Origin of the sequence: Bradyrhizobium sp. 153, from assembly GCF_023073835.1 — a bacterium.
Lineage (GTDB): Bacteria > Pseudomonadota > Alphaproteobacteria > Rhizobiales > Xanthobacteraceae > Bradyrhizobium.
In genome coordinates this window covers 211,687-223,861 of sequence record NZ_JADPKH010000082.1, presented here as the reverse complement: position 1 = coordinate 223,861, position 12,175 = coordinate 211,687, and the positions used below count along the sequence as shown (strand labels likewise).

Genomic DNA, 12,175 nt, shown 5'->3' with positions numbered 1-12,175 from the left:
CGGCTCTTTCTCTTTGATCGACCACTTGTTCTGACCAGATGACCGTCGCGGTTTCGATCCTCCCCGAGCAGCAGCTTGCCGTGCTCAACGCCGCCTATCGCCAGGCGGTCGCGCGCAGGCGATGGCGCCTCCTGTTGGGAGCCGGTATCTTTGCCGCTGCGCTTATTCTCGCAGCGATCGGCGCCGAAGTGAATCTGCGCACGCTGTTCACCTATTTCGGCAACTTCATCAGCTATTTCGATCGCATCTTCACGCTCGACAGCGGCCAGCGGGTCTGGACTGATCTCGGCGAGTGGCTCTGGGGCTGGCGCAAATGGTTGAAGATGCTGGGCGAGACGCTGCTGATCTCCTATGTCGGCACGCTGATCGGCGCCACCTTCGCCTTTGCCCTGAACTTCTTCGCGGCGGAGAACACTTCGCCTGCGCCCTGGCTGCGCTTTGCGGTGCGGCGCCTGCTCGAATTCGCCCGCACCGTTCCCGGCATCGTGTTCGCGCTGATCTTCGTGATCGCCTTTGGGTTAGGTCCGATGGCGGGCGTGCTCGCGATCGCGATCCACTCCACCGGCGCGCTCGACAAGCTGTTCTCGGAGATCGTCGAGAACGCCGACATGAAGCCGGTCGAAGGCATCCGCTCGACCGGGGCGAGCTGGCTGTCTTGCATGCGCTTTGCAATCGTGCCGCAGGTCACCGCGAGTTATGCCAGCTACGCGCTGCTGCGCTTCGAGATCAACGTGCGCGAAGCCTCGGTGATGGGCTTCGTCGGCGCCGGCGGCATCGGCCAGGAGCTCGTCGTTGCCATCCGCAAGTTCTATTACTCCGACGTCAGCGCGATCCTGGTCACCATCATCGTGACCGTCTTCATCATCGACATCACCACCGGATGGCTGCGCGGCCGGCTGTTCGGCAAGGAGGCGCGGACGTGACCGGGCCGCAGCAAGTCGAGACGCGAGAGATCCGCGCCCGCTACCCCGATGTGTTCAACCGGCCGGCCTCGGCGCGGCTTGCAACGCCGGCGATGATCGTCGCGGCGTTCGCGATCCTGATCTATGGTCTGGTCGATCTCGATTTCTCGCCGTCACGGTTCCTCGCAGGCCTCAGCCAGCTCGGCTGGATCAGCCTGATGATGATCCCGCCCGATCCCGGCTCCTCGTTGCCGGTCTATCTGAAGGCGCTGGGCGAGACGCTGTCGATCGCGCTACTCGGCACGACGCTGGCGGCGCTGTTCGCGCTGCCGGTGAGCCTGCTGGCCGCGCGCAACGTGGTGCCGTCGAAGATCCTGCGCTTTCCCGTTCGTCGCTTGCTGGATTCGATCCGCGGCGTCGACACGCTGATCTGGGCGCTGGTGTGGATCAATGTGGTCGGGCTCGGCCCGTTCGCCGGCGTGCTCGCCATCGCCGTGTCGGATTTCGGCGCCTTCGGAAAGCTGTTCTCGGAGGCGATCGAGGGCGCCGACCAGAAGCAGGTCGAGGGCATCCGCGCCTCCGGCGGCAGCGCGCTGCACGAGATCCGCTTCGGGCTGCTGCCGCAGGTCCTGCCTGTCATCGCCGGCCAGGTGCTCTATTTCGTCGAATCCAACACCCGCTCGGCCACCATCATCGGCATCGTCGGCGCCGGCGGCATTGGCCTCCAGCTCGCCGAGCAGATCCGCGTCTTGGAATGGCAGAAGGTGTCGTTCCTGATCCTGATGATCTTGGTCGCGGTTGCCGCGATCGATTTCATTTCCGGCAAGCTGCGCTTTGCGATTATCGGACGAAGGGCTATCGCTTAACGGCCGCAGTCTTCTTCCCTTCTCCCCTTGTGGGAGAAGGGGGCGCGAAGCGCCGGATAATGGCCGTCTCCGCGCATTCAAATGAGAGCCGCACTCGCGGAGAGAACCCGCACCCGTCTCGCCGCTGCGCGGCAAGCCACCCTCTCCCACAAGGGGAGAGGGGAAGAGGGCGGCAGCTCACCCGTTGTCCACCAAAAACTCCACCCGCTCTGCTGCAAACCGCGAGTGCTTGGTCACCAGCGGCTTGCCGTCGAGAGCGTGGTCGGTGGCATCGACCACCAGGATCGGTCGTCCCAGTGCAAGATCGAGCCGGGCGGCGTCAGTCGCGTCGATGATGCCGGCCGTTATCCGGGTCGCGCCGCGGCGGTAGTCGCGAATGCCGTAGTGCTCCAGCAACTTCGTCATCGAGCGCGTCGCGGCGAACACGGCGCCTGCGCCCGGAAACAACTCAGCCGACAGCCAGGTGGTGGAGACGCAGATCGGCGTGCGATCGGCGAGGCGGATCGCCTCGATCCGCAGCAGCGCCGCGCCGGCCTTCAAGCCGAGCTCGCGCGCCAGCTCCCGGGTCGCGACGTCATTGGAGGTCTCGATCAACTGGCCGCGCGGCTCGCGGCCGCCGGCGCCGACGATCTCGGAGAACCGGGTGCGCGAGCGCAGCGGATAGGCCAGCCTCTGCGCCTCGACATAGGTTCCGCTGCCGCGCTCGGCCCGGACCAGGCCGCGCTCGGCCAGCGCGGCCAGCGCGCGCCGCACGGTGTGGCGGTTCACGCGGTAGGTTTCCGCGATCTCCATCTCGCCCGGTAATTTGTCGCCGGCGGCAAAGCGGCCGTCGGCGATACCGCGCTCGATGCCGTCGGCGACGAGGCGCCACAGCGCGACGCCCGACGATGCAGTGTCTTGCATGCTCATATCGCTGGTCAGCCTAGCTCAGAAATCACGCCTTTGTCACGAAACAGTCATGGCGCTCCTTTATGAAGTTGTCTATTATCATAGACAACTTAGAATCGGCAAGTTCGGTGGATTTGGTGACCCAGCAGAATAACCAGCAAGCCCAGCGCAAGGCCGCGATGGCCGTGCTGGCGCACGCGGAGGCGGGCGAGATCGCCGCCCGCCTCCGCGCACTCGCCCTGCCGGCCCATCAAAATCTGCGCGAAGGCGAAAACGGTCTCGTCATGCTGCGCGGCCGGGTCGGCGGCGACGGCGCACCGTTCAACCTCGGCGAAGCCACGGTGTCGCGTGCGGCGGTCCGGCTTGCCAGTGGCGAGGTCGGCTTCGGCTACACGCTCGGTCGCGATAGCGAGAAGGCGCGGCTGATCGCGCTGTGCGACGCGCTGGTGCAGTCCAGCGATTTTGGCGCAGCCGTCGAGCGCGAAATTATCGCGCCGTTGCGCGAGCAGCTTATGACGAGGCGCCAGCAGGCAGCGGCGAAGACTGCCGCGACGAAGGTTGATTTCTACACCATGGTGCGCGGTGAGGGGTGAGATCATGACCACGATTGCAGAACTGCCGCCGGGTTTCGCCGACAGGGTTCTGTCGGCGCAATCGACCTTTCGTTCGGTCATGGATGCGATGGCGCGGCCGGGTTCGGTCCAGCGCATCGTCCCGACAGCCGGAGCGCTTCATACGATGATGCGCGGCACCGCCGCGATCGCGCTGACGCTGTTCGATCACGACACGCCACTCTGGCTCGATGCGCGCATGGCAGAAAATTCCGACGTGATGAAATGGCTCAAGTTCCACACTGGCGCGCCGGTGGTGCAGGACACTTCGATCGCCAGCTTTGCGCTGATCAGCGACGGTGCGGCGCTGCCGCCGCTCGAATGCTTCGCGCTCGGCACCAACGAATATCCGGATCGCTCGACCACATTGATCCTTCAGGTCGATAGTCTGGGCTCGGGACGCAGCGTCGAGCTGCGCGGCCCCGGCATCGATGGCTCCACGACGCTCCAGGCGTCGATCAAGCCGTTCGATCTGTTCGAGCGCCTGCGGTTCAACGAGGCGCTGTTTCCGCGCGGCCTCGATGTGGTGCTGGTTGCCGATGATGCGGTGGTTGCGATCCCGCGCACCACCCGCGTCGCGAACAAGGAAAGCTGACCGCATGTATGTCGCAGTCAAAGGCGGCGAACGCGCCATCGAGAACGCCCATCTCCTGCTTGCAAACGCGCGGCGCGGTGACCCAAGCGTTCCGGAAGTCACGCTCGATCAGATCTCGGAGCAGCTCGGCCTCGCCGTGGACCGCGTCATGAGCGAGGGCTCGCTCTATGACCGCGAGCTCGCCGCGCTCGCGATCAAGCAGGCGCGGGGCGATCTGATCGAGGCGATCTTCCTGGTCCGTGCCTTCCGCGCCACGCTGCCGCGCTTTGGCGCGAGCGAGCCGGTCGACACCGGCGCGATGCGCGTGCAGCGGCGAGTGTCGTCGACCTTCAAGGATATTCCAGGTGGCCAGATCCTCGGGCCGACCTTCGACTATACCCACCGCCTGCTCGATCCTTCGCTCGCAAAAGGCGTTGTGCCGGAAGCGCCAGTGACGGCGGAAGCATCAACGGCACCCACGCCGCGCGTGACGGATATTCTTGGCCGCGACGGACTGATCGAGTCCTCGCCGCAGGCCGAGGACGGCGCCAGCGTCGGCGATCTCACCCGCGAGCCGCTGAATTTTCCGGCGGACCGCGACCTGCGCCTGCAAAATCTGGCGCGTGGTGACGAAGGCTTTCTGCTGGCGATGGGCTATTCCACCCAGCGCGGTTACGGCCGGAACCATCCCTTTGCCGGCGAGATCCGCTTTGGCGAGGTCGATGTCGAATTTTTCGCCGAGGACGTCGGCTTCGCCGTGCCGCTCGGCTCGATCGAGCTCACCGAGTGCCAGATGGTCAACCAGTTCAAGGGCTCGGCGACGGAAGCGCCGTGCTTCACCCGCGGCTATGGCCTCGCCTTCGGCCAGAGTGAGCGCAAGACCATGTCGATGGCGCTGGTGGATCGGGCGCTGCGCGCTCGCGAGCTCGGCGAGGAGGTGCGTGCCCCCGCGCAGGACGAGGAGTTCGTGATGTCGCATTCGGACAACGTGCAGGCGACCGGCTTCGTCGAGCATCTCAAGCTGCCGCATTATGTCGACTTCCAGTCCGAGCTCGGCCTGCTCCGCAAGCTGCGCCAGGAGTTTGCCGAGGCCAATGCGCCCGATGCCATGAAGGAGGCCGCGGAATGAACGCGCCCGCCTATAATTTCGCCTATCTCGACGAACAGACCAAGCGGATGATCCGCCGTGCGATCCTCAAGGCGATCGCGATCCCCGGCTATCAGGTGCCGTTCGCCAGCCGCGAAATGCCGATGCCCTATGGCTGGGGTACCGGTGGCGTGCAGGTGACGGCGGCGATCCTGGGACCTGAGGACGTGCTGAAGGTGATTGACCAGGGCTCCGACGACACCACCAACGCGATCTCGATCCGAAAGTTCTTCGCCAAGACGGCGGGCGTCGCCACCACGACGGCGACGGACGAGGCAACCGTGATTCAGACGCGCCACCGCATTCCTGAGACCGCGCTGCATGAAAATCAGGTGCTGGTCTACCAGGTGCCGATCCCTGAACCCCTACGTTTCCTCGAGCCGCGCGAGACCGAGACGCGGCGCATGCATGCGCTCGCCGAATATGGCCTGATGCATGTCAAACTCTATGAGGACATCGCCCGCTTCGGCCATATCGCGACTGCCTATGCCTATCCGGTCAAGGTGAACGCGCGCTACGTGATGGACCCGTCGCCGACGCCGAAATTCGACAACCCCAAGATGGACAATTGTGCCGCGCTGCAATTGTTCGGCGCCGGCCGTGAGAAGCGCATCTACGCGATCCCGCCCTACACGAAAGTCGTGTCGCTGGATTTCGAGGATCATCCGTTTGAGCCGTACCGTTTCAACGCGCCGTGCGCGCTGTGCGGCGCGGAGAACTCCTATCTCGACGAGATCGTCACCGACGACAAGGGCGGTCGGATGTTCGTCTGCTCGGACACCGATTATTGCGAGGGCCGGCAGGCCGCCGGCCATCACGGCAGCCTGAGCGCCGCACCGTACAAGGAGAAGGCGGGCTCACATGGCTGAACTCGATACGCTCGAAAGCGACCAGCCGCTACTGGTGGCGGAGTCGCTCAGCAAGTCCTTCGGCCGCATTGCCGCGTGCCGAGAGGTGTCCTTTGCGCTCTATCCCGGCGAGGTGCTGGCGATCGTCGGCGAATCCGGCTCGGGCAAGTCGACGCTGCTGCAAATGCTGTCGGGTCAACTCACGCCGAGCGCCGGCCGGGTCTCTTACCGGATGCGCGACGGCGTCGCCCGCGATCTTACGACGCTCGGCGAGGCCGAGCGGCGCTTTCTGTTCCGCACCGACTGGGGCTATGTCCATCAGGATCCTGCGCAAGGTCTGCGCATGGCGGTCTCGGCCGGCGCCAATGTCGGCGAGCGGCTGATGGCGGTGGGATGGAATCATTACGGCCGTATCCGCGACACCGCCTCCGACTGGCTGATGCGCGTCGAGATCGACGTCGCGCGCATCGACGATGCGCCGCGCACCTATTCCGGCGGCATGCGCCAGCGGCTCCAGATCGCGCGCAATCTCGTCACCGAGCCGCGGCTGGTGTTCATGGACGAGCCGACCGGCGGCCTGGACGTGTCCGTGCAGGCGCGCCTGCTCGATCTCCTGCGCAGCCTGGTCGCCGAGCTGCACCTCGCCGTCATCATCGTCACGCATGATCTCGCGGTGGCACGCCTTTTGTCGCACCGCGTGATGGTGATGAAGGGCGGCCGCGTCATCGAGACCGGCCTCACCGATCAGGTGCTCGATGATCCGCGCGAGCCCTATACGCAACTCCTCGTCTCCTCGATTCTGCCGCCATGAGCCTGCCAGCATGAGCCTTGCAATGACTGCCATGATCGACATCACCGACGCCCGGAAGACCTTTACGATGCACCTGCAAGGCGGCATCGAATTGCCGGTCGTGCGCGGCGTGACGTTCCATGTCGATCCCGGCGAATGCGTCGTGCTCTCGGGGCCATCAGGCGCCGGCAAGTCGTCGATCCTGAAGATGATCTTCGGCAATTATCGCTGCGATTCCGGCCGCATCGGCATCCGCCACCGCGGCGCGCTGATCGATCTTGCCGTCGCCGAGCCGCGGCAGGTGCTCAATGTCCGCCGCGTGACCATCGGTTATGTCAGCCAGTTCCTCCGCGCGGTGCCCCGCGTTGCGACCATCGACGTGGTCGCCGAGCCTCTGATCGTGAACGGCCTGGCGCGCCCGGAAGCGCAAGCCCGCGCGGGCGCGCTCCTGCATCGTCTCAATATTCCCGAGCGGCTGTGGCAGCTTCCGCCCGCGACCTTCTCCGGCGGCGAGCAGCAGCGCGTCAACATCGCGCGCGGCTTCATCTCGGATCTGCCGATCCTGCTGCTCGACGAGCCGACCGCTTCGCTCGATGCCGCCAACCGCACTGTGGCGGTCGAGCTGATCGCTGAGAAAAAACGCCAGGGCGTCGCCATGGTCGCCATTGTCCATGACGATGAAATCCGGCATCTGATTGCCGACCGCATCGTCGATGTCACCAGCTTCGCCGCCGCGGCCTGAAGGAAATCGACATGAACGCCAAGCCGAAGGACACCGTCATCGCCAACGCCAGGATCGTGCTGGCTGACCGGGTGATCGATCAGGGTTGGCTTGCTCTGGTCGACGGACGCATCGCCGAGATCGGCGAGGGCAGGGCGCCCGCCGACGCCGAGGATGCTGGCGGCGACCTCGTCATGCCCGGCCTGATCGAGCTTCACACCGACCATCTCGAAGCGCATTACGTGCCGCGACCGAAGGTGTTCTGGAATCCGGTCGCCGCTGTCATCTCCTATGACGGCCAGCTCGCGACCTCGGGCATCACCACCGTGTTCGATTCGCTCCGGGTCTGGCGCGAGGACGGCGCGGAGGAAGTCGATGGCCGCGCCGGCGTGCTCGCCGCCGCGATCACGACCGCGCGCGATGCCGGCCTCTTGCGCGCCGACCATTTCCTGCATCTGCGCTGTGAAATCCCGATGCCGAGCGTCGTCGAGGAGGCCAAGGAGCTGATCGACCGGCCCGACGTCAAGCTGATGTCGCTGATGGATCACACGCCGGGCCAGCGCCAGTTTCGCGACGAGGTCAAGCTGCGCGACTATTATCGCGGCAAGGGCGGCGGCAAGACCGACGCCGAGCTCGACGAACTGTTCGCGAAGCGCTTTGCCTATCAGAAGGCCTATGCCGCGACCAACATGCGCGAGATCGTGACGCTGGCGCATGCGTACAAGATCCCGCTCGCAAGCCATGACGACACCACCGAGGAGAACGTCGCCGATGCCGTGCGCGACGGTGTCGCGGTGGCGGAATTCCCCACCACGCTCGAGGCCGCGCGCGGTCTGCATCACGCCGGCATCGACATCCTGATGGGCGCTCCCAACGTCGTGCGCGGCGGCTCGCATTCCGGCAATATCGCCGCGGTCGATCTCGCCCGCGAAGGCCTGCTCGATATCCTGTCGTCGGATTACATTCCGTCGAGCCTGCTGATGGGTGCGCTGCAGCTGCCCGAGCATGTGCCGGCGATCGATCTGCCGTCGGCGATCCGCACCGTGACCAAAGCGCCTGCCGATGCGGTCGGACTCACCGATCGCGGCGAGATCGCGGTCGGCAAGCGCGCCGACCTGATCCGCGTGCATGTTGCCGGCAGCGTCCCCGTCGTGCGCAGCGTCTGGCGCGAAGGGAGTCGTGTCGCATGAGCGAGACCGCGGCCATGGCGCAGGAGGCAGCGGGCGCGATCGGACCCGGGCGGCTAGTACTTGTGGTCGGTCCCAGCGGCGCCGGCAAGGACACGCTTTTGCGACTGGCGCGGGCGGCGTGCAGTGAGGATCACGACATCGTCTTTCCACGCCGCCTTGTGACGCGGGAATCCTCCGCTGCCGAAGACAATCTCACGCTTGCCCCTGACGAATTCCGCCGCGGTCAGCAGCATGGCGATTTCGCCATGCACTGGCAGGCGCACGGGCATTCCTACGCACTGCCGCTCGAGATCAACGACGATATCCGTGCCGGACGCACGGTGGTCGTCAACGTCTCGCGCACGGTCATCGGCGCGCTGCGCCAAGCCTATGCAAATGTTGTGGTGGTCGCGATCACCGCACCGCCGGACGTGCTGGCGCAGCGGCTTGCCGCGCGGGCGCGGCACAGCGACGGCAATATCGCGGCGCGGCTGTCGCGCAGTGTCGATGACGCGCGGGCGCTTGCCGACATCACCATCCTCAACGCCGGCAGCGCGGAGTATCACAGCCGACAGCTCGTGCGCGTGATCAGGAATGAAGGCTGGCATGAGTAATGGCGGGCACGATCAGGAGAGTGGAAGAATGTCGGTGATCGAAACGGTTGAACAGCTGGAGGCCATCTACGGCGTCACCAACGATGCCTCGACCGTGAAAGTCGCCGACCATGTCACGCCACTCTACCGCATCTACATCGAGAAGGCGCCGTTCGCGGCGCTCGCCACGGTCGGGCCGGAGGGCATCGACTGCTCGCCGCGCGGCGATCTCCCTGGCTTTGTCCGCATTCATGACCCGAAGACACTGATGCTGCCCGATCGCCGCGGCAACAATCGGGTCGATTCCCTGCGCAATATCGTGCGCGATCCCCGGGTGTCGCTGATGTTCCTGATTCCCGGCTCCGGCAATGCGGTTCGTGCCAACGGCCGCGCCCATCTCTCGATTGATCCCGAACTGCTGGCCTCGTTCAAGGTCGAAGGCAAGGCGCCGCGCAGCGTCATGGTCATGAGCGTGGACGAGATCTACTTCCAATGCGCCCGCGCCATCGTCCGCGCCGACCTCTGGAATCCCGACAGGCGCGTCGACCCAAAGACCCTGCCGACGCCCGGCCAGATCCTGGCCGAGATGAGCGAGAACAAGGTCGGCGGCGCGGAGTACGACCGCGCCTGGCCCGCGCGAGCCGCAGCGACGATGTGGTGACTTTTCTTACCCTCTCCCCTTGCGGGAGAGGGTGGCTCGCCGCGATAGCGGCGAGACGGGTGAGGGGTATCTCTCCGCGAGCGACCCTCTCACAGCTGATCTCGCGGACAGATACCCCTCATCCGGCGCCATAGCCGAAGCTTCGCTTCGACGTTCTTGAGAACGGCGGCCGAAGGCCGCCTATGCCACCTTCTCCCACAAGGGGAGAAGGGAAGAACGAGTCCGCGGCGGCGGCTCACCTCAATTGAACGCCATGCCGCCGCTCAGCGCGATGGTCTGACCCGTCATGTAGGCATTGTCGACCAGCAGCATCACTGCCTTCGCCACCTCCTCCGCCGTGCCGAAGCGGCCGAGCGGGATGCGGCTGACGAGCTGTTGCTGGCCGCTCATCATGTCGGTCTCGATCAGCGACGGCGCCACCGCGTTGACGGTGATGCCCTCCTTCACCAGCCGCGCGGCATAACCTCGCGTGAGGCCTTCCATGCCGGCCTTGGACGCGTTGTAGTGCGGGCCGATCGAGCCGGCACCGCGCGCAGCCCCGGAGGAGATGTTGACGATGCGGCCCCACTTCCGGGAGCGCATCGACGGCAGCACGGCCTGCGTGCACAGGAACACGGATTTCAGATTGACCAGGATGGTCCGGTCGAAATCGTCTTCGCTGAGATCATCGAGGCCGCGCGTGATCGCGATGCCAGCATTGTTGACGAGGATGTCGATCGGTCCGAGTCCGGCCGTGACGCGCTCGACCATGCCGGTCACGGCCTCGCGCTGCGAGACGTCGGCTGCGACGACGATGGCGCGGCCGCCCTGCTTGCCGATCTCGCCTGCCAGCTGCTCGGCCCGACCGATCTGCTCGCGGCAGTTGATCGCTACGGCGGCACCGGCCTCGGCCAGGGCGCGACAGACGGCCGCGCCAATTCCGCGCGAGCCGCCGGTGACGAGCGCCGTGCGCCCCTTCAGACTGTCTGTCATGAGAAACTCCGATCCGATCACAGCGGGATCGCCGGACGTCGGCCACTGCCATTCAAGTCAAAAGGCCGCTACATGAATTTAGCGCCGCCGCCGCGCCCTGGTGCGCGCCGCCTTCTTGGCGGCGGCGGAGCGGGTCTTGGCGCCCTTGGTGCGGCTCGCTTTCCGCGCAGCGGCCGAACGTGACGCCGCGGTTCGCCGGCTCGCGGCGCTTTTGGCCTGTTTTGACAGCGCGCTGCGCGACGCCGTTGAGCGCGGCTCCTTCTTCAGGACATTTTCCACGGCGCGCGACACGCGCGGCCGGCGCTTCGGGGTGCGCTTGCCCTGGCCGACCTCATAGGCATATTTGGCGCTGCGGCGCGTCGATTTCTTGGTGCGCCCCTTGCGCGGCGGCGGCAGATCGACGCCGGCGCGGCGTGCCTCGGAAAGGCCGATGGCAATGGCTTGCTTTGTCGAGCGTGCGCCGTGCTTGCCTTTACGAATCTTGTCGATCTCGTCCTTGACGAATTCGCCGGCCTGCGTGCTCGCAGATTTGCCGGCGCGCTTGTCCTGCTTCGCTTTGCGAATGATTTCCTGTCTTGGCATGAGTCGAGTTCCCTTCGAGATGACAGGGATGTCTCACCGCAACGCATAACCCGGACGATTGATCCTTTTCAGTTCCTCAGCGCCGCCAGCAGTTCGTCGGGACGCTCGGCCATGATCATGTGCCCTGCGCCCGGCACGATGACGGTCTTCGCATGCGGGATCGCCGCCGCCAGCGCCTTGCCGGCTTTCGCGGGAGTCATCATGTCCCGCTCGCCGAGAATCAGCGTGGTCGGGACCTTCACGCTCGCAGCCGCGGCAAGTGCATTCGCATAGCCGTTGCAGGCCGACAGATCCCCGAACAGCACGCCCGGGTCGCAATGCTTCAACACGGCCTGCGCGCCGCCATGCATCCAAAGGCCCGGCGCGAGGCTGCCCCCGAGCTCGGCCTTGAAGCCGAGACCCCAGATCGAGACCATGTCGACGGCGTCCTGGTCATTGGCTTCGGCGGCTTTGAGCAGATCCGGGCCGACGGTCATGGTCGCGGCGGTGCCGATCAGGCTCAGCGCGGAAACCTTGTCCGGATGCCGCGCCGCCGTCTCCAGCGAGATCAGCGAGCCCATGGAATGGCCGATCAGTTGCGCCTTCGCGGCGCCGGCCGCATCCAGCAGCGCCGCGGTCCAGTCGGCCATCTCGGCGATGGTCGACAGCGACGGCCCGGCCGAGCGACCGTGGCCGGGCAGGTCTGGCGCCAGCACGGAAAAGCCGTGATGGGCGAACCAGCGCGTGTGCAGCGCCCAGGTCGAATGATCGAAGCCGGCGCCGTGAATGAAGGCGACCGCGGGCAGCGACTTGTCGAAGTCGCGGCCGCCGGTTGCGACAAACACGTCGGTGCCGTTGACGGAAAGCTTCAT

Annotated in this window: 15 protein-coding genes; 11 read left to right on the top strand and 4 right to left on the bottom strand. The window is 65.8% G+C overall.

The genetic code is table 11. The features are described from left to right. Positions 1–38 precede the first annotated feature (38 nt). Positions 39–923, top strand: a complete 885-nt coding sequence (gene phnE / locus IVA91_RS20370) for a phosphonate ABC transporter, permease protein PhnE (RefSeq protein WP_247459096.1) — start codon at positions 39–41, stop codon at positions 921–923. Beyond that, positions 920–1,768: a phosphonate ABC transporter, permease protein PhnE gene (phnE, locus tag IVA91_RS20365; protein WP_247281487.1), complete on the top strand. Its 849-nt coding sequence runs from the start codon at positions 920–922 to the stop codon at positions 1,766–1,768. The genes phnE (IVA91_RS20370) and phnE (IVA91_RS20365) overlap by 4 nt, the downstream gene beginning before the upstream one ends. A 177-nt stretch (positions 1,769–1,945) precedes the next feature. Here the strand turns inward: phnE (IVA91_RS20365) and phnF are convergent, their stop codons facing one another. Next, positions 1,946–2,677, bottom strand: a complete 732-nt coding sequence (gene phnF, locus IVA91_RS20360; RefSeq protein ID WP_247281486.1) for a phosphonate metabolism transcriptional regulator PhnF — start codon at positions 2,675–2,677, stop codon at positions 1,946–1,948. A 158-nt stretch (positions 2,678–2,835) separates the two neighbouring features. On the opposite strand from phnF, the gene phnG reads away from it, so the two are divergent. The 9 genes from phnG to IVA91_RS20315 are packed head-to-tail and all read left to right on the top strand — an operon-like array spanning position 2,836 to position 9,770. Further along, positions 2,836–3,249 (top strand): phosphonate C-P lyase system protein PhnG, encoded by a 414-nt coding sequence (gene phnG / locus IVA91_RS20355; protein ID WP_247448914.1) that lies wholly within the window; start codon positions 2,836–2,838, stop codon positions 3,247–3,249. A 4-nt stretch (positions 3,250–3,253) separates the two neighbouring features. Continuing rightward, positions 3,254–3,862, top strand: a complete 609-nt coding sequence (gene phnH / locus IVA91_RS20350) for a phosphonate C-P lyase system protein PhnH (protein ID WP_247281484.1) — start codon at positions 3,254–3,256, stop codon at positions 3,860–3,862. Between the two features lie 4 nt (positions 3,863–3,866). Beyond that, positions 3,867–4,970 (top strand): carbon-phosphorus lyase complex subunit PhnI, encoded by a 1,104-nt coding sequence (locus IVA91_RS20345; RefSeq protein WP_247281483.1) that lies wholly within the window; start codon positions 3,867–3,869, stop codon positions 4,968–4,970. Then, the gene (locus IVA91_RS20340) at positions 4,967–5,857 is read left to right on the top strand and encodes an alpha-D-ribose 1-methylphosphonate 5-phosphate C-P-lyase PhnJ (protein ID WP_247281482.1); all 891 of its coding nucleotides are present in this window, start codon (positions 4,967–4,969) and stop codon (positions 5,855–5,857) included. Before IVA91_RS20345 ends, IVA91_RS20340 begins: the two co-directional genes overlap by 4 nt. Beyond that, positions 5,850–6,647, top strand: a complete 798-nt coding sequence (phnK, locus tag IVA91_RS20335) for a phosphonate C-P lyase system protein PhnK (RefSeq protein WP_247281481.1) — start codon at positions 5,850–5,852, stop codon at positions 6,645–6,647. The genes IVA91_RS20340 and phnK overlap by 8 nt, the downstream gene beginning before the upstream one ends. 22 nt (positions 6,648–6,669) lie before the next feature. Then, positions 6,670–7,368: a phosphonate C-P lyase system protein PhnL gene (gene phnL / locus IVA91_RS20330; protein WP_247281480.1), complete on the top strand. Its 699-nt coding sequence runs from the start codon at positions 6,670–6,672 to the stop codon at positions 7,366–7,368. A gap of 11 nt (positions 7,369–7,379) precedes the next feature. Then, positions 7,380–8,537 carry an alpha-D-ribose 1-methylphosphonate 5-triphosphate diphosphatase gene (locus IVA91_RS20325; RefSeq protein ID WP_247281479.1) on the top strand — a complete coding sequence of 386 codons (1,158 nt, stop codon included), beginning with the start codon at positions 7,380–7,382 and terminating at the stop codon, positions 8,535–8,537. Then, positions 8,534–9,130 (top strand): phosphonate metabolism protein/1,5-bisphosphokinase (PRPP-forming) PhnN, encoded by a 597-nt coding sequence (gene phnN / locus IVA91_RS20320; RefSeq protein ID WP_247281478.1) that lies wholly within the window; start codon positions 8,534–8,536, stop codon positions 9,128–9,130. Before IVA91_RS20325 ends, phnN begins: the two co-directional genes overlap by 4 nt. A 28-nt stretch (positions 9,131–9,158) precedes the next feature. Next, positions 9,159–9,770, top strand: coding sequence for a pyridoxamine 5'-phosphate oxidase family protein (locus IVA91_RS20315; protein WP_247281477.1), 612 nt, complete (start codon positions 9,159–9,161; stop codon positions 9,768–9,770). Between the two features lie 240 nt (positions 9,771–10,010). On the opposite strand, the gene IVA91_RS20310 is transcribed toward IVA91_RS20315, so the two are convergent. The 3 genes from IVA91_RS20310 to IVA91_RS20300 all read right to left on the bottom strand — a co-directional run bounded on the left by IVA91_RS20310 (position 10,011) and on the right by IVA91_RS20300 (position 12,175). After that, complete coding sequence (locus IVA91_RS20310; RefSeq protein ID WP_247416879.1) at positions 10,011–10,742, bottom strand: 3-oxoacyl-ACP reductase family protein; 732 nt, start codon at positions 10,740–10,742, stop codon at positions 10,011–10,013. A gap of 78 nt (positions 10,743–10,820) precedes the next feature. After that, positions 10,821–11,324, bottom strand: a complete 504-nt coding sequence (locus IVA91_RS20305; protein WP_247281475.1) for a DUF6496 domain-containing protein — start codon at positions 11,322–11,324, stop codon at positions 10,821–10,823. 68 nt (positions 11,325–11,392) lie between these two features. Continuing rightward, positions 11,393–12,175 carry an alpha/beta hydrolase gene (locus IVA91_RS20300; RefSeq protein ID WP_247281474.1) on the bottom strand — a complete coding sequence of 261 codons (783 nt, stop codon included), beginning with the start codon at positions 12,173–12,175 and terminating at the stop codon, positions 11,393–11,395.